The organism is Clostridium facile (genome assembly GCF_014297275.1).
GTDB classification, from domain to species: domain Bacteria; phylum Bacillota; class Clostridia; order Oscillospirales; family Ruminococcaceae; genus Massilioclostridium; species Massilioclostridium facile.
Genome location: NZ_JACOQK010000001.1, coordinates 1675652 through 1701807, shown reverse-complemented (window position 1 = coordinate 1701807; position 26156 = coordinate 1675652). Strand labels below are relative to the sequence as shown.

Below are 26156 nucleotides of genomic sequence, written 5' to 3'. Positions count from 1 at the left end.
TATACTGAAAAAAGGCTTAAAATACATTGTTTTATGATATAAGAGCTTAGTTTTAAATAAATCGAGTTGTAATCAAGATAAAGGAAGGCATAAATGGAAAAATTAAAAAAGAATATGGTTTTACCTATGGAAATTATTGATTTAAATAGCGATGGTAATGGCGTAGGAAAAATTGATGATTTTGTTATTTTTGTCCCTATGACAGCAAAAGGGGATAAAATCAATGTAAGGATAGTAAAAGTATTAAAAAATTATGGTTTTGGGATTGTGGATTCTTTTATTACAGCTTCTCCTGACCGAATTGAAGTGGATTGCCCTTATTTTCGTCAATGCGGGGGATGTGCTTTACGCCATATTTCCTATGAATCGGAATGCCAGTTAAAGCATAAGATGGTTTCTGATTGTTTTGAAAGAATTGGAGGAATTTCTTGTCAGGTATCTCCGTTAGTAGAAAATCTACAGGTAAACCATTACCGGAATAAAGCACAGTTTCCAGTTACACGAAAAGATGGTAAGGCTGTAGCAGGCTTTTTCGCAAACCGAAGCCATCGAGTTGTATCCTGTGATAATTGTTTACTACAACCGGAAGAATTTCAACCAATTGTAGATTGTGTGTTGAATTTTATCAATGAATTTCAAATTCCTGTTTATGATGAGTTAAAACATCAGGGAATTGTACGGAATATTTACTTGCGCCGAGGGGAAGTATCAGGTGAAATTATGGTCTGTTTGGTGTTAACCAAGGATTTTCTCCATCATCAGGATATCTTAATTCAACGTTTATTAGATTGTAACCCTCAGATTACCAGCATTATCATTAACTGCAATAAGGATAAAACCAATGTTATTTTGGGAAAACACTGTACCACAATTTATGGAAAGGATACGATTTTAGACCAACTTTGTGGGGTTCCAGTAGAACTATCTCCGCTGTCCTTTTATCAAGTTAACCATAATCAGGCAGAGCGGCTTTATGATATTGCAAAAGAATATGCAGGTTTATCTGGAGGGGAAACTGTAATTGATTTATACTGTGGTGCAGGAACCATTGGATTATCTATGGCGGATCAAATTGGAACTCTCATTGGAGTAGAAGTTGTTCCAGAGGCAGTGGAAAATGCGAAAAAGAATGCAGAATCTATGGAATTATCGAACACAAGATTTTTGTGTGGGGACGCTTCTCAAGCAGTGCAGGTTTTAGAGCAGGAAAAAATTCACCCCGATGTGGTTTTGCTGGATCCACCAAGAAAAGGATGTAGCCAACAGGTGCTGGATAGTGTTTGCCATATGGCTCCAGAGCGGATTGTTATGATTTCTTGCAATCCCGCTACAGCAGCACGAGATTGTAAAATGTTGGATGAGAAAGGTTATCAGGTACAAAAAATTACTCCTGTTGACTTATTTTCCCGCACGTTACATATAGAAACCGTAATCCTTCTCAACAAAGAATGTTAAAAGTTGTAGTTGGATAAGAAATCTAGGTGATAAAAATGATTTTGAATACTTTAAGTAAAGACGATTTGTATCAATCAATTGCATATATCTTCAACATGGATATAGAACAAATTCAACATTATATTAAAGAGAATATAAATAATCCAAGGCAAATAAATTTACAAAACTTAAAGAAATTTTGTAACTGTCATGAATTAAAAACTGTTGATAGTATTATGATTCATCATATAGCACCTAGAAGAGATGTAGATTCTATTAGAAAAGAGGGAATTTCTACTTTACCACAAGTTTTAACTACTGAAAATAATCTTTCTAAATATTTAAAGGGGTTAGGGTTTAAATTTACATTTAAAAACAATCAAATTTTTATGGAACGGTATAATAAAAAAGTGGATATTCATAAATTGTCCTGGGATTGTTGCGATCGCATGATATTAATGAGATTTGGGATAGGCAAAGCATCTACTTATGATTTTAACGTAAATGGATATTTATTTGTTAGTAAATTTTTAAAAGATTATTGTAGGGGTTGGCTAGGTTCACCAGAAATATTAAAAACTTTATCAATTTGTTACAAAGACTATGATATAGCAGATGGTTTTGTGAAAAATTGCAAAAATAATTATTTAATATCGTTCAAAGTACCAATAACAAAGATTGACATTGCAAATTATGATTCTAAAATAAGTGATAGTCAGAAATTAGAGATACTTATTGACTATACCTTACAAGCCTTAGTTTATTTTGAATCGAAAGAGAAAGATAAATTAGACAATCCTATAATAATGTTAAAAAGAGATTATAATGTTCCAGGAACAGATATAAAAAAGATATGGCAGTTAAAAGAAGAGTGTGGGTATATGATCCCAATATCCATAGATGATAAATAAAGAAAACGGATGTCCAAAATGGACATCCGTTTTCTTTATTTATATTAAAAAATTCTAGGAATTACGTTCTGTAGTAGTGTAATCCAATACTTTTTCATATCCTTTTGCTAACTGGCTTTCTTCACGGCTATCATCATCTCCAGATTTGGAGCGGAATACTAGTTTTAATAGAATTGGGGAAATAATTGTTGTAACCACAACAGTAATAATAACAGGCCCCAATAAAGTGTTGGACAACAATCCTAAAGCAGCTCCTTTGGTTGCTACAATCAACGCAACCTCACCACGTGAAATCATACCCATACCAATTTGAATGGATTCGCGGTTGGTATATTTACAAATTTTCGCTCCTAATCCACAACCAATAATTTTGGTAATGGTTGCAATAATTGCGAGTAAAATGGAGAAAATAATAATTGTACTTGACATTGCAGGAAGTACTACTTTAATCCCAATACTTGCAAAGAAAATTGGGGATAATAAGGTATAAGATAAAGTTTCAAAGCGGGAAGCAATATATTTTGATCGTGGAGTATTAGAAATAGCTACACCTGCGATAAACGCTCCAGTAATATCTGCTACACCAAAGAATTCTTCTGCACAATAGGATAATAACAGGCAGAATACAAACGAGATAATAACAAAACGTCGTAAGTCTTTTTGATAGTGTTCCATGTATTTTTTGAACAAGAAATAACATAGAATTCCTGCAACCACAACAAATACAAAAAACAATAGGATTTTTAACAATACGATTCCAATATTGATAGAGGAATCTGCCATACTTGTAATAATTGTTAATGCAATAATACCTAAAATATCATCAATTACAGCAGCCCCTAAGATCGCATTACCAGCACGGGTATTTAATTTGCCCATTTCTTTTAATGTCTCTACAGAAATACTTACCGATGTTGCTGTTAAGATAATGCCAATAAAGATGTTTTGCAATAACGTACTAGCTGTTGCTCCTTCAGAAAATTCTGGGGAATTGAAGAAATGTGCCACGAGGAATCCACCTGCCAAAGGAACGATAACCCCTAATAACGCAATTACAAAAGAAGCTTTCCCCGATTTTTTCAGCTCTTTGATGTCTGTTTCCATACCAGCGGTAAACATCAATACGATAACGCCTAATTCGGAAACTTGGGTGATAAAAATGTCTTCATGTAAAATATTTAATACAGCAGGGCCTAAAATCAAACCAGCCAGCAATGCACCCACTACTTGAGGCATTTTAAATCTTCTGGTAATAAGGCCAAGAACTTTGGTACTGAGCAGGATAATAGCTACATATAACAGAAAACTATAGTCCATGAAATACCATCTCCTTTTTTGTGAAATTTTCGACAACCTATATTATAGTCTTTTTTAAACGATTTTTCAATATCATATTGCATTTTAGTTTAAAAAAAATACATTATTTATTTAGCATTTTAACGAATAATTTAAATTGATTTTTAATACCTCATATGGTATGATAAAAACAATCATAAAAGAGACATAACTTTCGTGATTGTAATAAGAAAAATAGGTTTTATTTCGCAGTTGTTCTGATTGGTTACAAAATGATTGGGATAAAGAAAAAAACGTAGAAAAATAAGGAGTAATACAATGGATTTTAAATTTGCCCACAACAATATCAATGTACTAAATCTACAAAAAAGTTTAGAATTTTATCAAAGAGCCCTTGGATTAACCGAAGTGAGGAGAAAAGTTGCCCAAGATGAATCCTTTATTTTGGTATATTTAGGAGATGGTGCTACCCCACATCAGTTAGAATTAACTTGGTTGCGTGACCGTAAAGAGCCATATAACTTGGGGGAAAATGAATTCCATCTGGCCTTTTATGTGGATGATTTTGATGCTGCCCATAAGTTACATCAAGAAATGGGCTGTATTTGTTATGAAAACCCTGGCATGGGCATTTATTTTATCAGTGACCCGGATGGTTATTGGTTAGAAATTGTTCCAATAAAATAGGAAAAAAGGCCTTATCATTTTCGGATGAAGGCCTTTCTGCTTTTTACAAATAAGGAGGCAATAAAATGGTATCCGTCATTATTGTAGCAGCGGGAAATTCTTCCCGCATGGAGGGAATTAAAAAACAATTTTTAAAAATTGGTGGAGTTCCAGTTGTAATACGCAGTGTAACAAAATTTCAACAGATTGATGAGGTGTGTGAAACCATAATTGTAGTTGGAAAAGAAGATATCCCTTATGCTGAACAGCTTGTTCAGCAATACAAACTGAAAAATACAGTTGTCACCCAAGGTGGAGATAGCCGTCAGCAATCAGTTTTGTCTGGCTTATCATGCTGCAATCCAAAAAGTGATTTGGTGGCGATCCATGATGCTGCTCGGCCATTTGTACAGATAGAGGAAATTCAACAAGTGATTCAAATTGCAAAAAAATATGGCGCAGCTACTTTGGGAGCACCTGTAAAAGATACGATTAAAATCGTAGAAGATGGTATCATACAATTTACTCCCCCAAGAAGTAGTTTGTATTTAACCCAAACACCACAGGTATTTCAGATGGAGCTTTACAAAAAAGCTGTTGAGAAAGCGCAACAAAACCAATGGGATTTTACAGACGATTGCCAACTAATTGAACAATATGGATTTCCCGTCCATATTGTAACAGCAAGTTACGCCAATATTAAAATTACTACTCCAGAAGATATTGTTTTAGCAGAGAGCTTTGCAAAGGGGGAAGAGCAGTGCGAATAGGACATGGATATGATGTACATCGCTTGGTAAAGGGGAGAAAATTAATCTTATGTGGTGTAGAAATCCCTCATGAAACCGGTTTGTTAGGACATTCCGATGCGGATGTAGCGGTTCATGCCGTAATGGATGCTTTATTGGGTGCAGCTGGATTAGGTGATATTGGACTACATTTTCCAGACACAGATCCTGCTTATGCTGGGGCAGATAGTATGAAGCTGCTTCAACATGTTGTAAATTTATTAAAAAAGCATGGATTTCAAATCAGTAATATTGACCTTACTATTTTAGCTCAGGCTCCAAAACTCCGCCCTTTTATTGATCATATGATGGCAAATCTTTCTGTTGGTTTGAATATTCCTAAAAACCGCATTAATATAAAAGCGACAACAGAAGAGGGTCTTGGTTTTACTGGAGAAAAACAAGGCATTGCGGCGCATTGTGTTTGCTTATTAGAAGAATAGATAATTAGGAGGGAATCAAAATGGTTTCCCTCCTTTTAATTAAGTGCATTTGTGTAGAAATTCAAGGTGATGCGATTCAAATATTTAAGAAGCTGCTTGATAGAGCGAATCGCACAATTTTTTATAATCAATATTTCTTAATTTGTTTTGCTTAGGAGATTATTTCATTATTCGTTGACAGTATTGGTAAGAAAAAATCTCATCATGGATTGTATGTTGTAATTATTTAAGATAAAAATAACAAGTAGAAATTAGTGTATCTACTGTAAAAGTTATATGATTAGGAGATGTGATTGGTGCAATAATAATGGCTGAAATTTTTATCTACACAATAAACGCTTTTATTATCACTTTTCATAGGATTCCTTAAGAATAAATGATAATATCATTTTATCATAGAAAGGCTGGTTTTATTGTAAAAATGAGGTTTTTATGATATACTAAAACATTGACAAAACAAAGAATACGTAGTAATATGGATATAACAAACATTTGTTCTTTTAAGTAGTAAGTCTGAATAAATAGGATTATTATTTGTAAAAATTTTACGAACCAGTTGTGATAAAATAAACAGGAGATTTACCTATGACGAATCAAAATAAGTTTAAACTGGTTTCTCCATATCAGCCAACAGGAGACCAGCCAGAAGCGATTGCCAAATTAGTTCAAGGACTTCAAAGAGGGGATAAAGAACAAACCTTATTAGGGGTAACTGGTTCTGGTAAAACTTTTACCATGGCAAATGTAATTGCACAGGTGAATAAACCAACATTGGTACTGGCACACAACAAAACTTTGGCAGCTCAGCTTTGCTCGGAATTTAAAGAGTTTTTTCCAGAAAATGCGGTGGAGTACTTTGTCTCTTATTACGATTACTATCAGCCAGAAGCCTATGTTCCCAGTACAGATACCTATATTGAAAAAGATAGTGCTATCAATGATGAAATTGATAAATTACGCCACTCCGCCACTTGTGCTTTGGCAGAACGCCGAGATGTTATTATTGTAGCAAGTGTGTCTTGTATTTACAGTTTGGGTAACCCGATTGATTACCGCAGCATGGTGATTTCTTTACGAGAAGGCTTGGAAAAATCCAGGGATGAATTACTTGAAAAATTGGTGGAAATTCAATATGAGCGGAATGATATTAATTTTGTCCGTAATAAATTCCGTGTTCGGGGAGATGTGGTGGAGATATTCCCTGCTTATTCCAGTGATACCGCCATCCGCGTCGAATTTTTTGGTGATGAGATTGATCGAATCAGTGAGATCAACGCTTTAACTGGGGAAGTGAAACAGAGGGTTTCCCACATTGCGATTTATCCTTCTTCTCATTATATTATCCCTCCAGAGCAAATGCATGATGCGCTCCGTAACCTGGAAAAAGAGCTAGATGAACGGGTTGCTTATTTTACTGAGAATGAAATGCTGTTGGAGGCACAAAGAATTAAACAGCGTACCATGTATGATATTGAAATGCTAGAGGAAATCGGTTTTTGTAAGGGAATCGAAAACTATTCCAGAGTTTTATCTGGACGTCCAGAAGGCGCTACCCCATATACCTTGATGGACCACTTTCCAGATGATTTTTTATTGATTGTGGATGAATCCCATGTTACCCTTCCGCAGGTAAAAGGAATGTATTTTGGTGACCATGCGAGGAAAAAGACCTTGATTGATTATGGGTTCCGTCTACCGTCTGCTTATGATAACAGACCGTTGAATTTTGATGAATTTTACAGTAAGGTGAATCAGGCTATTTATGTTAGTGCAACCCCTGGGGATTTTGAAAAAGACCATTCTACTCAGATTGTACAGCAGGTAATTCGTCCAACTGGATTATTGGATCCAGAAATTACTGTAAAACCAATTGAAGGCCAGATTGAGGATTTACTGTTTGAAATCAACCAACGCATTGAAAAGAAGGAACGTGTTTTGGTCACCACTTTGACGAAAAAAATGGCGGAGGATTTAACGGATTTCCTGGAACAATCAGGTGTTAAAGTTCGCTATATGCACTATGGTGTGGATACGATTGAACGTATGGAGATTATCCGGGATCTTCGTTTAGGGGAATTCGATGTACTGGTAGGAATTAACCTATTGCGGGAAGGATTGGATATTCCTGAGGTATCCCTCGTTTGTATTTTGGATGCGGATAAAGAAGGATTCCTACGTTCTGAAACTTCCTTGATTCAGACAATTGGACGTGCTGCCCGAAATGCAGAGGGCAAGGTAATTATGTATGCGGACCAGGTAACCGGTTCTATGGAACGTGCAATAACCGAGACTTTACGTAGGCGAGAAATCCAGATGGCATATAATCAGGAACATGGAATTGTTCCTACTACCATTAAAAAAGATGTACGTGAAATTCTCGAAATTTCTACCAAAGAAGAAACCGAACCTACAACGAAAAAGAAAAAATTATCTAAAAAAGAAAAAGACGCATTGATTGAAAAACTGACCATTGAAATGAAAAATGCGGCAAAATTATTAGAATTTGAACATGCAATCTATTTGAGGGACCGTATTGAAGAAATTAAAAAGAGCTGAGGTGTTTCTGTGGGGAAAGATAAAATCATCATCAAAGGTGCTCGTGAGCACAATTTAAAAAATGTGGACGTGACGATTCCTAGGGATAAATTAGTTGTATTTACTGGATTATCCGGTTCTGGAAAATCCTCTTTGGCATTTGATACCATTTATGCTGATGGCCAGCGGAGATATGTGGAAAGCCTTTCTTCTTATGCAAGACAATTTTTGGGGCAAATGGAAAAACCAGATGTGGATGAAATTGAAGGCTTATCCCCAGCAATTTCGATTGACCAAAAAACAACCTCTAAGAACCCTCGTTCCACTGTGGGTACTGTCACTGAAATTTATGACTATCTTCGTTTGCTGTATGCTAGGATAGGGATTCCTCATTGTCCCATTTGTGGCCGTGAAATTAAGCAGCAGACAATTGACCAGATTGTTGACCAGGTAATGAAGCTGGAAGAGCGGACAAAAATCCAAATAATGGCCCCAATTGTTAGAGGAAGGAAAGGGGAGCACGTAAAAGAGTTTGAAGCCGCTAGAAAAAGCGGGTTTGTCCGTGTCCGTGTCGATGGTAACATCTATGACCTTTCGGAAGAAATTAAACTGGAGAAAAATATTAAGCACCACATTGAGATTATTGTTGACCGATTGGTGATCAAACCAGAAATCAAATCCCGCTTAACAGATAGTTTGGAGATTGCCTCAAATTTATCCGGGGGATTGATTATCGTGGATGTAGTGGATGGGGAAGAGATATTGTTTTCCCAAAACTATGCTTGCCCAGAGCATGGTATTAGTATTGAAGAACTTTCTCCAAGAATGTTTTCATTTAATAATCCATATGGTGCCTGTGAAAAATGTACTGGGTTAGGGACTTTTATGAAAGTAGATCCGGATTTAATTGTTCCCAATAAAGAGCTGTCTATTTCACAAGGTGCACTGAAAGCTTCTGGATGGTCTTTTGGGGATAGAGGGTCCATCGCCAATATGTATTTTGAGGCATTGGCACAGACTTATGGCTTTTCTTTGGATACCCCATTTCAAGATCTTCCAAAAAAAGCAGTAGACGTTATTTTTTATGGCACTGGCAAAAAAAAGCTGGAAATGACCCGTACCAATGGTTATGGAACTGGCACATATTCCGCTCCATTTGAAGGAATTATCAATAATCTGGAACGGCGTTACAAAGAGAGTAACAGCGATTATGCCAAAGAAGAAATCGCTAATTATATGAATGATATTGAATGTCCTTCCTGCCATGGAGAACGGTTAAAACCAGAAGCCTTGGCGGTTACGGTTGGAGGAAGAAATATCAGTGAAATCACCAAGATGAGCATAACAGAATTGTTGGATTTTATCCAGCAATTAGAGTTATCAGAGCGTGACCACATGATTGCGGACGCTGTATTAAAGGAAATCCGGGAACGGCTGCAATTCCTTTGCAGCGTAGGACTAGAGTATTTGACTCTTTCCCGTTCCGCAGGGACATTATCCGGTGGAGAAAGTCAGCGTATCCGGTTAGCAACCCAAATTGGTTCCTCTTTGGTAGGGGTGTTATATATTTTGGATGAACCTAGTATTGGATTGCACCAAAGGGATAATGATAAACTGATTGGTACGTTGAAGCATCTTCGTGATATTGGAAATACCTTGATTGTGGTAGAACATGACGAAGATACTATGCTGGCGGCGGATTATCTCGTTGATGTAGGACCTGGAGCAGGGATTCATGGAGGAGAAATTGTATTCTCCGGAACGATTGACCAGTTGAAAACCTGCGAAGAATCCATTACAGCACAATATCTGTTTGGGAAAAAGCAAATTCCTGTGCCGAAAGAACGCAGGAAAGGAAATGGTAATTTCTTGACCTTTACAGGATGCGCTGAAAATAACCTGAAGGATATTACTGTAAAAATTCCGTTAGGGTGTTTTGTCTGTGTCACCGGGGTTTCTGGTTCTGGAAAATCCTCTTTAGTAAATGAAATTATATATAAACATTTAGCTGCTAAATTAAACCGTGCACGGCTTCATGCTGGAAAACACGGTAAGGTAGATGGTCTTGAATATCTGGATAAAGTGATTGATATTGACCAAAGCCCGATTGGACGTACACCAAGGTCAAATCCTGGAACCTATACCGGGGTATTTAATGATATCAGGGAATTATTTGCCCAAACAGCGGATGCAAAAATGAGGGGATATAATGCTGGCAGATTTAGCTTCAATGTCCGTGGAGGACGGTGTGAAGCTTGTCAGGGAGATGGCATTGTCAAGATTGAAATGCATTTTTTACCTGATATTTTTGTACCCTGTGAAGTTTGTAAAGGGAAACGGTATAATCGTGAAACGTTAGAGGTAAAATATAAAGGAAAGAGTATTCATGATGTGCTGGAGATGACGGTGGAAGAGGGGATGTACTTCTTTGAAAATATTCCCCGTATCCATCGCAAATTAAAAACATTGTTTGAAGTGGGGTTGGGTTACGTAAAAATAGGACAGCCAGCTACTACCCTTTCTGGTGGGGAAGCACAACGCGTCAAATTGGCTACTGAACTTGCCAAACGCTCTACAGGAAAAACCATCTATATTTTGGATGAGCCTACCACAGGGCTTCACACAGCGGATGTACACCGATTAATCCAAGTATTGCAAAAACTAGTGGATGCTGGGAATACTGTCTTAGTCATTGAACACAATTTAGATATCATCAAAGTTGCGGATCATATTATTGACTTGGGTCCTGAAGGTGGAACCCGGGGTGGAGAAATAGTAGCTAATGGAACACCGGAAGAAGTGGCGGAGTGTGTTGATTCCTATACAGGGCAGTATTTAAAACGTTCTTTGGAAAAAACAAAACAGTCCTCAAAATAAAATTTTTAAATTAATAGAATCAATTAATAAATAGTTTTAATTGATTCATAAAATAACAATGAAATTTAATTGAAATTACAGTATGATGATAATATCATATAATAATACTCATTATTATTTCATCGAAAGGAGAAATTTATTATGGCAAAATATGTATGTACTGTATGTGGTTATGTATATGACCCAGAAGTAGGCGAACCAGATGCAGGTATCGCTGCTGGAACAGCTTTTGAAGATCTTCCAGATGATTTTGTTTGCCCATTATGTGGTGTAGGCAAAGACCAATTTGAAGCTGAATAATTCATAAAAAAAGCTTAGATGAAAATTGTTTCATCTAAGCTTTTTTTATGCCTATGTATTCAGAAAATAAATATACATGTAGGCAATGGGACTTATATTGTATCTTCTTTGCCATAAGATTCCTTTATAAATTCACAATATTATTATAAATACGAAATGTTTTTCTAATTATCAATATAGTTTTTATCCACTAGTCTCCAAAGTAATAAGATATTCTTTAGCAGAAAAATTAAATCTGTAAATCAATATATTTTTTTCAATTTTTTGTAGTAGTAAAATGGAAGATATTTTTTAATATGATACCTAATGATATATTCCACCATAATTATAGAAAAAACACCATTGATTTCAATGGTGTTTTTTTACTAGCTCGTTTGTTCTTGTTGTTCTTTCGTGCGTTTAATTACTTTCATTCGGCTGAATTCTTCCCGTTCTTTTTCCTCCAAAGCATCGGAGATAAATTTAACGGTTTCTTCAAATTGTGGAATATTAATATTTTTTAATGCGTTTGCTCGGCGTTGGGTAGTTTTAATCGCATTTGCTAGACGGTAAACACTATTTTCAATTTCAGCCAATACAATACTTATTTGTTTTGCTTTTTCAAATTTAATATAAGCAATATCCAATTGGGAGTTGGTTCCTGTAAAACCATAAGCGTTGGGGGAAAGGGTAGATTCCAATGTAACTTTTGGAATTTCCACACCCATAACGCTACGGTAGGTAATATGTACCCCCGTTTCAATTTCAATTCCGTTTGCGATATTTTCACACACGCCCAATGTAATATTTGCTTTTTGAAGTGCCAAATAAGCTTCCGCATAGGTTTTTTCAATTTCACCACGGATGGATTTTGCGGTGTCAATCAAAGACATCATTTCCCGCACCAGAATATTTCTTTTGCGGTCCATTAAGTCAAAACCCAATCTGGCAAGGTTCAGGGACTTTTTGATATTAATTAAGTTACCCTTAGTAGGGAACACAGCTAAAGCCATAGATGGACCTCCCTTCAATTATTGGATCGTGTTTTTAGAATCTTTTATTTTTACGGAAACGATCCGCACGGCTGGAATCGTAGAACTGGAATAATAGGTCAGAATTGATACGGTCCAATTCTTCTTTTGGCAGTAGGCAGAGTAAGTCCCAACCCAATTCCAGGGTTTGTTCCATTGTCCTGTCTTCATTTTCACCTTGTTGGATAAAGTTTTGTTCAAATTGGCGTCCAAATTCCATATAGGCTTTATCGGTTTCGGATAATTCTTCTTCCCCGATAACAGAAGCCAGGGCACGGGCATCGCTTACTTTTGCGTAGCAAGCGAACAATTGGTTAGAAACATCCGCATGGTCTGCCCGGGTAAACCCTTCCCCGATACCGTCTTTCATCAGACGGGATAAGGATGGTAGTACAGCAATTGGTGGGTAAATCCCTTGTTGGGCTAAGGCACGGTCCAATACAATTTGTCCTTCGGTAATATAGCCAGTTAAGTCAGGGATTGGGTGGGTAATATCACCATTTGGCATCGTCAAAATAGGGATCTGCGTAACAGAGCCAGATGCCCCTTTGATAATACCAGCACGTTCATACAAGGAAGCAAAGTCCGAATACAAATAGCCTGGGAATCCTTTTCTTCCTGGAATTTCACCTTTGGAAGAGGAGAATTCACGGACAGCTTCCGCATAGGATGTCATATCAGTTAAGATAACCAGAATGTGCATATTGTGCTGATATGCCAAATATTCTGCAGCTGTAAGAGCACATCTAGGGGTCAAGATACGTTCGATAATTGGATCGTTTGCTAGATTTACAAACATCGCAACACGTTCCAAAACACCGCTTTCCTGGAATTTTGCTTTAAAGTAATCGGCAACATCGTTGTTAACGCCCATTGCCGCGAATACAATACCAAAGCCTTGACCATTGTCCTCAGCGATTTTTGCCTGGCGTACAATTTGGACTGCCAATTTGTTATGGCTCAAACCGGAGTCAGAAAAAATAGGAAGCTTTTGACCACGGATCAATGTCATCATGGCATCGATAGCGGAAATTCCTGTACGGATATAGTTCTGTGGATAGACACGGGAAACCGGATTGATTGGCTGACCATTGATATCGGCGTATTGATCCGCATAAATATCCCCTAAACCATCAATTGGTTTTCCAGCGCCGTTAAAAATACGGCCTAAAATTTCTTTTGAAAGGGCAATTTCCATTGGGTGTCCTGTAAATTCAGTGGTAGTATTATTCAAGGAAAGGCCATCAGTGCCTTCAAATACCTGTACCACAACACGTTTTCCCATAATTTGAACAATACGGCCTAAACGAACCGAGCCGTTTTCCAGATGAAGCTGAACCAGCTCTTCAAAACTGGCACCTTCTACATCATCTAACACAACCAATGGACCGTTAATTTCTTTTAATCCAATGTGTTGAATTGCCATAGGGCCTCACTCCAATCCTTATTATTTGTCGCTTTCCATAAGTTTTTGATCAATTTCTTTGTAGTAATCCTCAAACATTTCCAGATGGTCATTTGGAACATCGTATTTAATACGGGTTAATTTATCAAAAATACCTGTGCTGATAATATTAGAAATTGGAATATTACGCGACACCAGTTCGGTTGCTTTATCGTATAAATACAGGATTACCTTCATCATTTCCAATTGTTTTTTCATTGGAACATAGGTATCATCTTTATGGAATGCGTTTTGCTGTAAGAATCCTACACGGATGACTTTCGCGGTTTCAATAACTAGTTTTTGGTCATCTGGTAGCACATCTGCCCCAATCAGTTTTACAATTTCCATCAGGTTGGATTCCTCCGCCAATAAAGCGGAAGTCCGTTGTTTTAATGCCAAGAAATCTTCCCCAACATTTTTTGCATAGAAATCTGCCAGATCATCTTCGTATTCGCTGTAGCTAGTCATCCAGTTAATTGCTGGATAGTGGCGGGCATAAGCCAAGGATTTATCTAAAGCCCAGAAACAACGTACAAAACGTTTTGTGTTTTGTGTAACTGGTTCGGAGAAGTCGGAACCTTGTGGGGAAACCGCGCCGATAATAGTAACAGAGCCTTCGGTATCATTCAAGTTTACCATATAGCCAGCACGTTCATAGAATTGGGATAGACGGGATGGTAGATATGCTGGAAACCCTTCTTCTGCTGGCATTTCTTCCAAACGACCAGAGATTTCCCTCAAAGCCTCTGCCCAACGGGAAGTGGAGTCTGCCATGATAGCCACATGGTATCCCATGTCACGGTAGTATTCTGCCAATGTAATACCAGTGTAGATAGAAGCCTCACGGGCAGCAACTGGCATATTGGAGGTATTTGCAATCAATACAGTACGGTCGGTGAGAGGACGTTGGGTGCGTGGGTCAATCAATTCGGAGAATTCTTCCAAAACCTGAGTCATCTCGTTCCCACGTTCCCCGCAACCAATATATACAATTAAGTCAGCATCACACCATTTTGCCAACTGGTGCTGTGTCATGGTTTTACCAGTACCAAATCCGCCTGGAATAGCAGCAGCGCCACCCTTGGCAATTGGGAACATGGTATCAATCACACGTTGGCCAGTAATCAATGGACGGTTGATTGGTTTTCTTTCTTTTACAGGACGGGCAGTACGGATTGGCCATTTCTGACACAGAGTTAATTCATGGATATTCCCTTGTGCGTCTTTGATGACAACGACGGTATCATTTACAGTGTAAGAACCATTTGGTTTTACCTCTATGACATCGCCTTCCAACATAGGGGAGAGCATGCAGCGGTGTTCAATTGCGGAGGTTTCTGGACAGGTAGCGTAAATATCACCACCTGTTAGGTGATCCCCTACAGATACAGTAATTGTTACATCATATGTTTTTTTCAGGTCTAAAGAGGATACATCAGAACCAATGCCAATAAACGCTCCGGTTTCCTCTGCCATATCCCGCAAAGGGCGCTCAATACCATCAAAGATATTTGAAATAATACCAGGACCCAAAGTAGCGGATAATGGAGCCCCTGTACCATAAACAGGCTCGCCTGGTTTTAGTCCGGTGGTACTTTCATATACTTGAATAGTGGTTTCTTTATCATTGATAGAGATGACCTCGCCAATGATTTTTTGTTTTCCGACATATACCATTTCCAACATGGAAAAATCCTGCGTATCTTTGATTTTGACAACAGGGCCATTGATGGAGTAAATTACGTTAGCCAATGATATCACCTCATCTATTTATAGTTATACAGCAATGGTCAAGCCGCAGGTACGGTAAAATTCCTGACGTTGCTTGTCGAGGTCGTTTGCAAACGTCTCATCTTGTAGCACATTTTTTTCTGGCTGAATCAGCTTGAAACCACCTAATTGATTGGCAGGGTCTGCCTGGACAGTAGCAGTTGGTACCAATTCACAAATTTTTTCGGTCAATGGAAGGTCTTTTTCCTGTATGGAAATAATCATTGGTTGACCAGTAAAACTTTCTGCCGCTGTTTGGATGGAAGTAAGCAAAAAGGATTGGTACTCTTTTGTATCAGTGAATTTTTGTAACTTTTCTTCCGCTTCTTGAAAAATTTTTTCGGTTAGTTGATTGCGGAATTCGAGTAACTCCCGTTTTCCATCCAATTCTACTTTGGTTACCTCTTGGCGGTATTTTAACTGCAATTGGTGTACCTGTTCCTGCATAACAGAAAACATCTTATCATATTCTTTTTGGCGAGTATTTTCCAATTCATTTTCTTTCATTTTTTCTGTTTCAGCTTGGATTTCCTGTATTTTTTTCTCGGCTTCCATTAAAACAGATTGCTCAAATCTTTGCAGTTTTTCGTTATCGTATGCCATTTATTGTTCACCTTCTTATTTGGCTGTATCGCAAATTAAATTTTAACCCCAATTGCTTCACGAACATAGTTTGTGATGGTTCCACTGATATCAGCAGTACCGTGGCGGTCTGGGATTTCTACTAATAATGGATATTTCCTATGCAGTTTAAAATCATAAATCAAGTCTGGGCAAAGCTTCATTAATTTTTCGGAAATTAATAGGATACCGATTTCTGGGTTACCACAAGCTTTTGTGATTTCTTGTTCCACTTCTTGCGGTTCATGGACAACAACCCCTTCAATACCGGTAAGGCGCATCCCCATCTGTGTATCAATGTTATCACTTATACAATAAAATTTCATAGTATACTCCATTTCTTGATTCATCCCCATCCACTTTGTTGGGATGGGGATTGTTTATTTTGCTTACATAAACAGAATCATAAAGGAAATAACCAAACCGTAGATTGCAATACCTTCACCCATTACAACGAAGATCATGGATTTACCAAATGCTTTTGGATCTTCACTACAAGCGCCAATTGCTGCTGGAGCAGCACCGCCTACTGCAACACCTGCGCCGATGGAAGCAAGGCCGGTGGAAAGGGCTGCACCTAAATATTTTAGACCATCACCAGTGCTTAAAGCAGCCGCCGCACTGCCAGCGTCTGTAGCAGCGGATACAAAACCACCCAGTGGCAGGACGATCATCAATAGAACGATACCAGCAAAAGCGCATAGATTAAAGATAATAGCGTGTTTTGCCTTTTTACCAGTGGTAATTCCAGCGTATACAGGAACCAATGGCATCATTAATAAAACGATAGCGAGTAAAGGGAGTACAAACATTAACATAAGTAAAACCTCCAAAATTCAATATTAAAATAATCTATCATACAAGCTAAACAGCCTGCATAGCGGGAACTATTTGATTTTGTTTTCACACCATTATTTTTTACGACCTTTTTTGGCGTATTTAAAATCAATGGTTAAAGGTTTAAAAGGTTTTCCATCACTTTCATAGAAACGGCTAAAGGTTTCATAGTAAACCAACCTTAATACCTGGATTCCGACAATCAAACCTTCCAGACCCATAACAAAAATATTACCAATTACAACTACAATTGGGCTGCCAAAACTACCTGCCATATGGGCGAAGGTCATAACAACCAACATTAGAGCAGCATGGCTTAATACGAAACCTCCTACCCTTAAGAAGGAAAGGGTATTGGTACAATAGCTTAAGAGGATATCAAACATTTCAAAGCTGGCGTCTACGCCGCTAAATTTTTCTTCCTCTTCTTTTTTACGCTTTTTAAACAGGCGACGGTTTAACTTTTGTCCCAAAGGTTGTTGGAAGAAAATCAAAACCAATGGTAAAATCACAACAATTGCTAAGAAGAAAGGATTAAATACGTTTACTTTTAATACCAACATTAGGATAACTGCTCCAATAATACCGCCATAGAACAATAAACCAGCTAAACCATTGTTGGAGAAAAGCGCCTTTTTCATATCCTTTTTCTTAAATCCTAAATAGATGTTGATGATCATAGAAGCTAAAATGATTACAACGCCAATTCCAAGCGAAACGATCAAGATGGAAATCGAGGTATTGGAATCCATCACATCCAACGGGAAGATATTTCCTAATCCAATGGCGTTAAATAGCGGTTTGAAACACCCTTCAAAGCCAAAGCACGATCCATACAACATGCCGAAGAACATGCTTGCAACACCACAACGGGTTAATATTTGCCCTAGCATCATCTTGCGCCACTTCCACATAAAGATACCGACGAGGATGACACAGATACCCTGGCCGAAATCGCCAAACATCATACCAAATAATAGGGTGTAAATCAATCCAATATAGGAAGTTGGGTTAAAATCATAATAACCTGGCAGACCATACATCTCCACATACATTTCAAATGGACGGAACAGCCAATTGGTTCTCAATTTAACTGGTGGGGTTAGCCTTGCATCAGTATCTTCTGGACAATCCTCACAAATTACATTTGGAAGATCATCAAAAAGTGCGGCAAATTTTTTCACTTTTCTTTTTGGGACAAAACCTTCCAAACGGAATTGTTTGTCGAATATAACAGCATACTTTCGGAATTGGAAGGAATCATGTTTTACTTTGATGAGGGAATATACCTGCTGTAGCTGAATAAACTCCTGTTTTTTGACTTCTTCTAATTGCTGATCAATTTTCGCAATCTCGTTTTTTTCTTCTTGAATTTGCTTATGGAGCGCCTCTGCTGCTGACTGTGGGTTTCCATGAGCATAATCCGGGATTTTAACTTCTTCAAAGTACAATGATTCAAATAGGTTTTCAATCTCATCCGCATCACTGATCGGAACAAAATACATTCCCCAATAGTAATATTCATCATGGTCAAAGGGAAAGAAAAAAAAGTTCTTTTTTGAAAAATATGCAAGTTTTGGATAACTATCTACTGGGAGCCGTCCAAAACAAGCTGTGGAATATTTTAATTGAAAAATATCTTCAATCTTGCAATTCAAACCAAACATATGGCTTACAGTGACAGCTGCCTGATTATGCATATCCAGGTCCGTTTTTATCTGATTTCGTTTTTGAAGAAACTCTCTTATTTTTCCTTGTACTTGGGTAATATAATCTTCAATTTGTGCATCCGTCATGTCCAGATCGGAATAATCTTGATAAACTTCCGGAATGGATAAATCATTTAATAACTGAGTAATGTTTTGCATTGCTCCAATATGAGGATTTGGGTCGTTGACAGTACGGAATACAGTATTACCAGAAGAACCAGTTGGTGCTGTCTCAGCATGGAACAGTTTGCTTTCGCAGCAACGGATCAAAACTTGATCCAAATCATTGATATCACCATAGATGTTCATTAAAGACATCTTTTCAATTGACATGCTTCATACACCTCCTTTACCGAACAATCAAATTTTGAATTTCATCTTGTGGGATTTGATAGCGGATCCCCTCAATGATGTTGATTACATTAGTAAGTTCTAGTTGGCTTAGGGTATGGAAAGCATAAAATACTGCGGATGAGTGGGTAGATGTATGAATATATTGTCGTGATATATGATAGGTGATACGATCGGTCAATTTTTCAATATACGAATTTGAATCCCATTCAATACCATACTGTCCTACTTTTCCGAACCAGTTCGAAATTTTTTGTTCTACAGCTTCTTTGCTATCACAAGCTGCAATTTCCTGTATTTTCTGAGCAGATAATTTATGATAAAAAGGAAAAACACGTTTCAAAGCATTTTTTTCAGATGTTTGGAACAGAGCTTTTGCACGATAAATATTGGTCAGGTTTAACAGATCAATCCGGATACCAAGTAGGCGTAGTAGCTCATATTGTTCATTGCTACGATATACTTGTCGGATCATGTGCCGTGTTTTTTCAAAAAAATATTCATAAAATGCGTGTTCACATGCAATATAACTAATAGTGGGATGGTTTTCGTTGGGCTGATATTTTCGTAAAATAGCAGCATATTCGGTATTCCCTAATACTTGAATTAATTCATCGTAGGTAGTTACCTTTGCCATTTCCATTAAATCTACATGTGCTTTAGAAATCAAATAAGCTGGCAAATCCAAAATATAGCTTTGTGGATTTTTTGCTTTTAACAATAATACCATACGGAGGATTTCTTTTATCTCCTCTTCCATGATCACGGATTGAAACATATCATTATGAGAGGATGTTGTAAAATGGTACAATTTTGTGTACTGGTCAAACACATCTCGTCTTAATAGGTTTTCTAATTGACCACGATGGATATTCGATTCATTGATTCCAAATAAAATTGTTTGAAAATGTGTTTCATTTTTCAAATAAGTAGCAAGATCATTGACTGAACGGCATTTTATCATCTCGTCGTATTGAGTTGAGGTGATGCGTTTGCCGTACATGGCACGAGCCTTTGTCACAATTGCTTTATTGGTCATCGTGTTCAGCATAATGACAACTCCTTATCCACCTCAGTTATTTGTGTAATACCTGGTTAACCAATTGGTCAACCCACTTTTTGTGGTTTTGGTCGTAAATTTCTTGTAACCTTTGTTTTTCCATGTGGTAACGGTGGCGAATTTTTTTAATTGATTCTTCCGCATTCCGTTTTTCACTGTCTTCAAAGTTACCCAAACGATTGGTTGCTCTGGATTGGATTTCATCAGACACGTCAACTTTTTCTGTTTCCAGATGGTTGAAAGCTTTCTGCTGTTCGCTTTCCGCTTGTTTTACTTTCTGGTCAGCAATTTGGTTAATCTGAATAATCCGGTTAATTAACTCCTGCATAAAACCCCTCCGTTCTACCCTGTAAAATAGGTAAGGAATAATTTCCTTTATTGTATACCCAAATTGCAATATTTGCAATAGCAAATATTATGAATAAACTAAATGTTTGATAATATTTTGTTTATTATCACAATATAAAAATAGGAATAATATAAAATAATATTATTTTATGGAATAATTTCATCAAAAACAATAAAAACATGGCGGCCTACTTATTTTAAGGCCGCCATGTTTTGTACATATTTTTAGTGAATTCATTCTAAAATGCAAGTTGTGGGGTTTAATCTTGCATTAATTGTGTTTTGTGTGAATAATATGTAAATAAATTTTGTTAGTTTTTCAAACTTTGTAGAGGAGCTGGAATTTGTCCGCCACGAGAAATAAATTTACTGGAAGATTTTGTATTCAATTCCATAATTGGACCAGTACCCAATAAACCACCAAAGTTCAATTCTTCTCCAGCCTTTTTACCAATTGCAGGAATCAAACGCACTGCTGTGGTTTTAAAGTTTACCATGCCTATTGCAGCTTCATCCGCAATAATTGCAGAGAGGGTATCGTCTGGTGTATCACCTGGGACAACAATCATATCTAAACCTACAGAACAAACTGCTGTCATCGCTTCTAGCTTTTCAATACTTAAAGCGCCACAACGTGCGGCGTCAATCATACCAGCATCTTCGGACACTGGTATAAACGCACCAGATAACCCACCAACTTGGGAAGAGGCCATTACGCCACCTTTTTTTACTGCGTCGTTTAACATTGCCAAAGTAGCGGTTGTACCGTGTGTTCCACATTTTTCTAATCCGATTTCTTCCAGAATATGTGCAACAGAATCGCCTACTTCAGGCGTTGGTGCCAGTGAAAGGTCAACAATACCAAATGGAACCCCCAGACGTTTAGAAGCTTCGGTACCAACCAACATTCCCATACGGGTAATTTTAAAGGCAGTTTTTTTAATGGTATCCGCAATCTGAGTGATGTTTGCGTCTTTTTCTTTTTCCAACGCTGCCCTTACTACACCTGGACCAGATACACCAACATTGATGATGCAATCCGGCTCCCCAACGCCGTGGAACGCGCCTGCCATAAATGGGTTATCCTCTGGTGCGTTACAAAATACAACCAGTTTTGCGGCGCCAATACAGTCGCGGTCAGCTGTTTCTTCCGCTGTTTTTTTGATGATTTTACCCATCATAGCGCAGGCATCCAAATTAATACCTGTTTTGGTGGAACCAATATTGACAGAAGAACATACATGGTCTGTAACTGCTAAAGCCCTAGGAATGGATTCAATCAATTCCTTGTCACCAGCACTAAAACCTTTTTGTACCAATGCGGAATATCCACCGATAAAATTAACGTTACAAGCATTTGCTGCTTTTTCCAATGTCAAAGCAAATTTTACAGGGTCTTGCTCTTTACACGCAGCAGAGATAATCGCGATTGGTGTAACGGAAATCCTTTTATTAATGATTGGGATGCTGTATTGATTTTCAATTTCCTGGCATACTGGTACTAGGTTCTGGGCACAGCGCAGGATTTTGTCATATACTTTTTGGCAGGCTTTTTCAATATCAGGGTCGATACAATCTAACAAACTGATCCCCATTGTAACGGTACGGATGTCCAGGTGTTCGTTTTGTATCATATTAATTGTTTCTAAAATATCATGTGTATTTAACATTAACGGCAAATCCTTTCCTTATTAAATTCTGTGCATGGTATTAAAAATATCTTCATGCATAACATGGATTTGAACACCGATTTTTTCTCCCAGGTCTTTCATATCATTGGAAAGGTCTGTTAAATCCCCATCTAATTTGGAGATATCTACTAACATAATCATTGCGAATAAATCCTGCAATACAGATTGTGTTACTTCCAATACATTTGCGTTATGGTTTGCGCAAACACCACTTACTTTTGTGAGCAGGCCAACCATATCTTTACCAATTACTGTAATAACTGCTTTCATGTTACTTCAACCTTTCAATCTACAAATCATAGTCTGCCAGTTTGGCAGCTTTTATTGGTTTTTGCCCTCATAAATTCCAGCAAAAAGGGCAAATAAAACAACTATTCTTCATTATAACAATATTTTAGCAAAAAAGGAAGTATTTCAAAGAATAAAATCCTATATTTTATTGGGATGCCGTTAAAACGGCAAGGAATTTACCAGAAAAAGCGGTTGTTTTGCAAAAAAACAGATACCAATGAGAGGTTTAACAGGAAAATATCATGCTTTGGATTTTTTGCAAAACCAAATGGTTTATGCTAAAATGTTGATAATTGATTGAATTTTATAAAGGAGTGAGTTTCATTGGATAAATTATTAACATTACTTTCCCAAAATGCTCGTTTTACAAATGCGCAGCTGGCAGTGATGCTGGGAACTACCGAAAAAGAAGTGGAGCAGAAAATCGAAGATTATACAAAACGGGGAATTATCCGCGGATATAAAGTATTGTTGGATTATGAAAAATTGGATATGGATTTGGTAATGGCTTTTATAGAAGTAAAAGTTACTCCAAAATCTACCCATGGTTTTGATGAAATCGCAAAATCAATTATGAAATTCCACGAAGTGGACAGCGTTTATTTGATCTCTGGTGGTTATGACCTCTCTGTGATTGTAACAGGAAAAACCTTCCGTGATATCGCAATCTTTGTTTCCAGCCGTTTGGCGCCGTTGGATTCTGTTATTTCCACACGCACCAATTTTGTTTTGACTAGATATAAAGAGGGCGGCATTGTCACTTGTGACACCGACGTCGACGAGAGGGGCCAAGGCATTTTATGATCGACTATAGTAAAATTTTATCTCAGAAGGTAGTTTCCCTGGCGCCTTCTGGTATCCGTAAATTTTTTGATATTGCCAATGAGATGGAAGATGTTATCTCATTGGGGGTAGGGGAGCCAGATTTTAAGACCCCTTGGGTAATTCGTCAGGCTGGCATTCACACTTTAGAACGTGGTCGTACCTGGTATTCTTCCAATGCTGGTTTATCTGAGTTGAGAAAGGAAATTAGCAGCTATCTGGATCGCCGTTTTTCTTTACAATATGACCCACAGGAGGAAATCTTTATTACCGTTGGCGGCTCGGAAGGGATTGATATGTGTATCCGTTCCATGGTGGAACCGGGGGACGAAGTTTTAGTAGTAGAACCTTGTTTTGTTTCCTACGCACCAATTGTGACCGTGAGTGGGGGGACAGTTGTTCCAATCCCTACTTGTGAAAAAGATGATTTCCGTTTGACTCCAGAAGCGTTGAAATCACATATTACAGAAAAAACAAAGCTTTTGGTACTACCTTTTCCAAATAATCCAACAGGTGGGATTATGCACCGGGAGGATTTAGAGGCAATTGCGGAGGTGTTACGGGATACCAATATTATGGTATTATCCGATGAAATCTATGCGGAACTGACTTATGGAGGCAAACATGTTTCAATTGCTTCCATTGAGGGGATGCGGGAACGCACTATTGTCATCAATGGTTTTTCCAAAACCTATGCGATGACAGGATGGCGTCTTGGTTATGCCGCAGGGCCAAAAGAAATCATTAAACAGATGTTGAAATTACATCAGTTTGCCATTATGTGCGCACCTACTACCAGCCAATATGCTGCTGTTTGCGCTACAAAGGAATGTGATCATGATATTGAAGAGATGGCCGCAGAATATGACACTCGTCGCCGGTATTTGGTGGATGCTTTGCGGAAAATGGGACTTTCCTGTTTTGAACCAAAAGGGGCATTTTACGCATTCCCAAATATCAGTTGTACTGGTATGACGTCGGACGAGTTCTGTAATACCCTGTTACAGGAAGAACATGTAGCAGTGGTTCCAGGTACTGCGTTTGGTGCCAGCGGGGAGGGATTTGTCCGTATTTCTTACTGTTATTCTGTAAACCATTTGATGGAAGCAATGAAACGGATGGAACGCTTTGTAAAACGCCATACCAAAGGGGAAAATAAATGAATTGTATTAAAATAAAAGCCCCGGCAAAATTGAACCTTTCCCTAGATATTACCGGGCAGCGTGAAGATGGATATCATTTGCTGGAAATGGTAATGCAAACCATCCATTTGTACGACCAGATTACCTTAGAAAAATCCAATGAAATTTCGTTGGAATGCGATTGCCCGGATATTCCTTGTAATGGAAAGAATCTTGCGGTTAAGGCGGCAAAAGCATTTTTTCATGCGACCCATCTGGATGGAGGCGTCAAAATCACACTGCAAAAACGGATTCCCCACGGTGCAGGCATGGGAGGAGGAAGTTCCGATGCGGCGGCTGTGTTAAAAGGTTTGAACCGGTTATACCATACCCCGTTATCAACCAAACAATTGGATAAAATTGGGCTGAAATTGGGAGCGGATGTTCCATTTTGCCTTCATGGAGGGACTATGCTGGTTACTGGCATTGGAGAAAACCTGCTGGAATTACAGGATATGTTCCCTTGTTGGTTTGTTGTGGCAAAGCCAGAACAGGGATTAAGTACAGTGGAAGTATACCAAGCATATGATGCGCTAGAAGAACAACAGATGATCCGCCCAAAAACCAATGGGGTAATTCAGGCTATTTACGAAAAGGATTTAGAAACATTATCCCGGTCTATGGCCAATGTGTTGGAATATGCTGTACCGCTCCAGGAGATAGCGGAGATCCGCCAGACAATGCACCAGCATGGGGCTTATATCGCCCAGATGACAGGAAGCGGTTCCGCCGTGTTTGGTATTTTTGAACAAGAAGAAGATGCCAAAGAATGTGCGGTTTCCCTTTCCCAGACTTATCAGCAGGTGTATGTATGCAAGCCCTGTAAAAAATAAATTCATCTAATATTAACTAGATTCCAATCTATTGAATGGAACAGTTGGCAATATCAAGTAAAATGGAATGGTAAAAATAAGTATTATCTATTTATGATAACTTGTTTTTCTAGAGTAATTTATGGTTTGTGTCATATGAATGAAATAGCAAAATAATATGATGAAATCAAAAAATCATTTTATATTGAAATATAAAATGAAATAGCATTGATTTATTTGTATAAAAAATAAAAACCCGTCCATACTGAAGGTTGTTCAGTGGGACGGGTTTTTATTATGGAATATCCCATAAAAGCAGAATAGACAGTTGTAATCGGAAAGGACGTATTTTATCATGAAAAAAGCAGAAGTGGCGGTATTGTTCGGATTGATTTTAGCCATTATGGTGGGGAGCTTTGTTGGTTTTGAAGCAGATTGTAGGGAGATTTCCCAGTCTGTATTTCGGCTACATATTTTAGCCAATTCTGACAGCCAGGAAGATCAAGATTTAAAATTAAAGGTGCGTGATAGGATTTTACAGGATACCCAGGGTTTGTTTGAATCAACAGGGGATTTACAACAGACAGAGGAACAGGTAGCACAGCATTTACCGGAAATCAGGGAGATTGCACTGGATGAAATCCATAAACAAGGTTATTCCTACGATGTTCAAATTTATATGGTAAATATGTGGTTTGAAACAAGGACATACGATACGATTACTTTGCCAGCTGGAAATTATGATGCCCTACGGATTGTAATCGGAAATGGAGAAGGGCACAACTGGTGGTGTGTACTTTATCCACCCCTTTGTGTGCCAGCAGCGGAACCACAGGAAACTATGGATGATGTGTTAAACCAGCAGGAACTGGAAGTAGTAAACAGCGACCCAAAATACGAAGTGCGGTTTGCTGTGTTGGAATGGTGGGAAAAATTAAAGCAAAATATGGAATGAT

Annotated in this window: 24 protein-coding genes; 12 read left to right on the top strand and 12 right to left on the bottom strand. The window is 37.9% G+C overall.

What is annotated here, in order from left to right:
• The first annotated feature begins 93 nt into the window (after window positions 1–93).
• Window positions 94–1455, top strand: a complete 1362-nt coding sequence (gene rlmD / locus H8Z77_RS07075; RefSeq protein WP_186996596.1) for a 23S rRNA (uracil(1939)-C(5))-methyltransferase RlmD — start codon at window positions 94–96, stop codon at window positions 1453–1455.
• 35 nt (window positions 1456–1490) lie between these two features.
• Window positions 1491–2345: a hypothetical protein gene (locus H8Z77_RS07070; protein ID WP_186996595.1), complete on the top strand. Its 855-nt coding sequence runs from the start codon at window positions 1491–1493 to the stop codon at window positions 2343–2345.
• Between the two features lie 54 nt (window positions 2346–2399).
• Here H8Z77_RS07070 and H8Z77_RS07065 read toward each other — a convergent pair whose 3' ends face one another.
• Complete coding sequence (locus tag H8Z77_RS07065; protein WP_069987247.1) at window positions 2400–3662, bottom strand: cation:proton antiporter; 1263 nt, start codon at window positions 3660–3662, stop codon at window positions 2400–2402.
• A gap of 297 nt (window positions 3663–3959) precedes the next feature.
• Here H8Z77_RS07065 and H8Z77_RS07060 point away from each other — a divergent pair, with 297 nt between their 5' ends.
• From H8Z77_RS07060 to rd, 6 genes are all read left to right on the top strand, one after another.
• Entirely contained in the window at window positions 3960–4328 is a 369-nt protein-coding gene (locus tag H8Z77_RS07060) for a VOC family protein (protein WP_069987246.1), read from the top strand.
• 65 nt (window positions 4329–4393) lie between these two features.
• Entirely contained in the window at window positions 4394–5077 is a 684-nt protein-coding gene (gene ispD, locus H8Z77_RS07055) for a 2-C-methyl-D-erythritol 4-phosphate cytidylyltransferase (protein ID WP_069987245.1), read from the top strand.
• Window positions 5068–5538, top strand: a complete 471-nt coding sequence (gene ispF, locus H8Z77_RS07050) for a 2-C-methyl-D-erythritol 2,4-cyclodiphosphate synthase (RefSeq protein WP_186996594.1) — start codon at window positions 5068–5070, stop codon at window positions 5536–5538. The genes ispD and ispF overlap by 10 nt, the downstream gene beginning before the upstream one ends.
• A gap of 585 nt (window positions 5539–6123) precedes the next feature.
• Complete coding sequence (gene uvrB, locus H8Z77_RS07045; RefSeq protein ID WP_186996593.1) at window positions 6124–8094, top strand: excinuclease ABC subunit UvrB; 1971 nt, start codon at window positions 6124–6126, stop codon at window positions 8092–8094.
• 9 nt (window positions 8095–8103) lie between these two features.
• Complete coding sequence (gene uvrA / locus H8Z77_RS07040) at window positions 8104–10950, top strand: excinuclease ABC subunit UvrA (protein ID WP_186996592.1); 2847 nt, start codon at window positions 8104–8106, stop codon at window positions 10948–10950.
• Window positions 10951–11091: 141 nt separating this feature from the next.
• Window positions 11092–11250: a rubredoxin gene (gene rd / locus H8Z77_RS07035; RefSeq protein WP_069987241.1), complete on the top strand. Its 159-nt coding sequence runs from the start codon at window positions 11092–11094 to the stop codon at window positions 11248–11250.
• A gap of 365 nt (window positions 11251–11615) precedes the next feature.
• On the opposite strand, the gene H8Z77_RS07030 is transcribed toward rd, so the two are convergent.
• From H8Z77_RS07030 to H8Z77_RS06980, 11 genes are all read right to left on the bottom strand, one after another.
• Entirely contained in the window at window positions 11616–12242 is a 627-nt protein-coding gene (locus H8Z77_RS07030; RefSeq protein WP_186996591.1) for a V-type ATP synthase subunit D, read from the bottom strand.
• Between the two features lie 34 nt (window positions 12243–12276).
• Entirely contained in the window at window positions 12277–13686 is a 1410-nt protein-coding gene (locus H8Z77_RS07025) for a V-type ATP synthase subunit B (RefSeq protein ID WP_069987239.1), read from the bottom strand.
• 21 nt (window positions 13687–13707) lie between these two features.
• Window positions 13708–15459 (bottom strand): V-type ATP synthase subunit A, encoded by a 1752-nt coding sequence (locus tag H8Z77_RS07020; RefSeq protein ID WP_207726001.1) that lies wholly within the window; start codon window positions 15457–15459, stop codon window positions 13708–13710.
• Between the two features lie 24 nt (window positions 15460–15483).
• Complete coding sequence (locus tag H8Z77_RS07015; protein WP_069987237.1) at window positions 15484–16080, bottom strand: V-type ATP synthase subunit E; 597 nt, start codon at window positions 16078–16080, stop codon at window positions 15484–15486.
• 35 nt (window positions 16081–16115) lie between these two features.
• Window positions 16116–16424 carry a V-type ATP synthase subunit F gene (locus H8Z77_RS07010; RefSeq protein WP_069987987.1) on the bottom strand — a complete coding sequence of 103 codons (309 nt, stop codon included), beginning with the start codon at window positions 16422–16424 and terminating at the stop codon, window positions 16116–16118.
• A 63-nt stretch (window positions 16425–16487) separates the two neighbouring features.
• A complete protein-coding gene (locus H8Z77_RS07005; RefSeq protein ID WP_069987236.1) occupies window positions 16488–16916 on the bottom strand; it encodes an ATP synthase subunit C in 429 nt (142 codons plus the stop codon).
• A gap of 93 nt (window positions 16917–17009) precedes the next feature.
• A complete protein-coding gene (locus H8Z77_RS07000) occupies window positions 17010–18977 on the bottom strand; it encodes a V-type ATP synthase subunit I (protein ID WP_186996590.1) in 1968 nt (655 codons plus the stop codon).
• 16 nt (window positions 18978–18993) lie between these two features.
• Window positions 18994–20046, bottom strand: a complete 1053-nt coding sequence (locus H8Z77_RS06995; RefSeq protein ID WP_186996589.1) for a V0D/AC39 family V-type ATPase subunit — start codon at window positions 20044–20046, stop codon at window positions 18994–18996.
• 25 nt (window positions 20047–20071) lie between these two features.
• Complete coding sequence (locus H8Z77_RS06990; protein ID WP_069987233.1) at window positions 20072–20383, bottom strand: hypothetical protein; 312 nt, start codon at window positions 20381–20383, stop codon at window positions 20072–20074.
• Window positions 20384–20714: 331 nt separating this feature from the next.
• Window positions 20715–22073 carry a PFL family protein gene (locus tag H8Z77_RS06985; protein ID WP_069987232.1) on the bottom strand — a complete coding sequence of 453 codons (1359 nt, stop codon included), beginning with the start codon at window positions 22071–22073 and terminating at the stop codon, window positions 20715–20717.
• A gap of 21 nt (window positions 22074–22094) precedes the next feature.
• On the bottom strand, window positions 22095–22364 hold the full coding sequence (locus H8Z77_RS06980) for an ACT domain-containing protein (protein WP_069987231.1): 270 nt from the start codon (window positions 22362–22364) through the stop codon (window positions 22095–22097).
• Between the two features lie 345 nt (window positions 22365–22709).
• Between H8Z77_RS06980 and H8Z77_RS06975 the strand changes: the two genes are divergently transcribed.
• From H8Z77_RS06975 to spoIIR, 4 genes are all read left to right on the top strand, one after another.
• The gene (locus H8Z77_RS06975) at window positions 22710–23189 is read left to right on the top strand and encodes an Lrp/AsnC family transcriptional regulator (RefSeq protein ID WP_069987230.1); all 480 of its coding nucleotides are present in this window, start codon (window positions 22710–22712) and stop codon (window positions 23187–23189) included.
• Window positions 23186–24370 (top strand): aminotransferase class I/II-fold pyridoxal phosphate-dependent enzyme, encoded by a 1185-nt coding sequence (locus H8Z77_RS06970; RefSeq protein ID WP_186996588.1) that lies wholly within the window; start codon window positions 23186–23188, stop codon window positions 24368–24370. The genes H8Z77_RS06975 and H8Z77_RS06970 overlap by 4 nt, the downstream gene beginning before the upstream one ends.
• The gene (gene ispE, locus H8Z77_RS06965) at window positions 24367–25221 is read left to right on the top strand and encodes a 4-(cytidine 5'-diphospho)-2-C-methyl-D-erythritol kinase (protein ID WP_186996587.1); all 855 of its coding nucleotides are present in this window, start codon (window positions 24367–24369) and stop codon (window positions 25219–25221) included. Before H8Z77_RS06970 ends, ispE begins: the two co-directional genes overlap by 4 nt.
• Before the next feature lie 334 nt (window positions 25222–25555).
• On the top strand, window positions 25556–26155 hold the full coding sequence (spoIIR, locus tag H8Z77_RS06960) for a stage II sporulation protein R (protein WP_069987228.1): 600 nt from the start codon (window positions 25556–25558) through the stop codon (window positions 26153–26155).
• The last annotated feature ends 1 nt before the right edge of the window (window position 26156 follow it).

Bases quoted from the DNA above. Each gene is read 5' to 3' on its own strand.
- ispD (WP_069987245.1), top strand. From the start codon at position 4,394: ATGGTATCCGTCATTATTGTAGCAGCGGGAAATTCTTCCCGCATGGAG.
- ispE (WP_186996587.1), top strand. From the start codon at position 24,367: ATGAATTGTATTAAAATAAAAGCCCCGGCAAAATTGAACCTTTCCCTA.
- spoIIR (WP_069987228.1), top strand. From the start codon at position 25,556: ATGAAAAAAGCAGAAGTGGCGGTATTGTTCGGATTGATTTTAGCCATT.
- rlmD (WP_186996596.1), top strand. From the start codon at position 94: ATGGAAAAATTAAAAAAGAATATGGTTTTACCTATGGAAATTATTGAT.
- H8Z77_RS07060 (WP_069987246.1), top strand. From the start codon at position 3,960: ATGGATTTTAAATTTGCCCACAACAATATCAATGTACTAAATCTACAA.
- rd (WP_069987241.1), top strand. From the start codon at position 11,092: ATGGCAAAATATGTATGTACTGTATGTGGTTATGTATATGACCCAGAA.
- H8Z77_RS07070 (WP_186996595.1), top strand. From the start codon at position 1,491: ATGATTTTGAATACTTTAAGTAAAGACGATTTGTATCAATCAATTGCA.
- uvrB (WP_186996593.1), top strand. From the start codon at position 6,124: ATGACGAATCAAAATAAGTTTAAACTGGTTTCTCCATATCAGCCAACA.
- H8Z77_RS07030 (WP_186996591.1), bottom strand. From the start codon at position 12,242: ATGGCTTTAGCTGTGTTCCCTACTAAGGGTAACTTAATTAATATCAAA.
- H8Z77_RS06970 (WP_186996588.1), top strand. From the start codon at position 23,186: ATGATCGACTATAGTAAAATTTTATCTCAGAAGGTAGTTTCCCTGGCG.
- H8Z77_RS06990 (WP_069987233.1), bottom strand. From the start codon at position 20,383: ATGCAGGAGTTAATTAACCGGATTATTCAGATTAACCAAATTGCTGAC.
- H8Z77_RS06980 (WP_069987231.1), bottom strand. From the start codon at position 22,364: ATGAAAGCAGTTATTACAGTAATTGGTAAAGATATGGTTGGCCTGCTC.
- H8Z77_RS07065 (WP_069987247.1), bottom strand. From the start codon at position 3,662: ATGGACTATAGTTTTCTGTTATATGTAGCTATTATCCTGCTCAGTACC.
- H8Z77_RS07010 (WP_069987987.1), bottom strand. From the start codon at position 16,424: ATGAAATTTTATTGTATAAGTGATAACATTGATACACAGATGGGGATG.
- H8Z77_RS07000 (WP_186996590.1), bottom strand. From the start codon at position 18,977: ATGTCAATTGAAAAGATGTCTTTAATGAACATCTATGGTGATATCAAT.
- H8Z77_RS06995 (WP_186996589.1), bottom strand. From the start codon at position 20,046: ATGCTGAACACGATGACCAATAAAGCAATTGTGACAAAGGCTCGTGCC.
- H8Z77_RS06985 (WP_069987232.1), bottom strand. From the start codon at position 22,073: ATGTTAAATACACATGATATTTTAGAAACAATTAATATGATACAAAAC.
- H8Z77_RS07005 (WP_069987236.1), bottom strand. From the start codon at position 16,916: ATGTTAATGTTTGTACTCCCTTTACTCGCTATCGTTTTATTAATGATG.
- H8Z77_RS07025 (WP_069987239.1), bottom strand. From the start codon at position 13,686: ATGGCAATTCAACACATTGGATTAAAAGAAATTAACGGTCCATTGGTT.
- H8Z77_RS07015 (WP_069987237.1), bottom strand. From the start codon at position 16,080: ATGGCATACGATAACGAAAAACTGCAAAGATTTGAGCAATCTGTTTTA.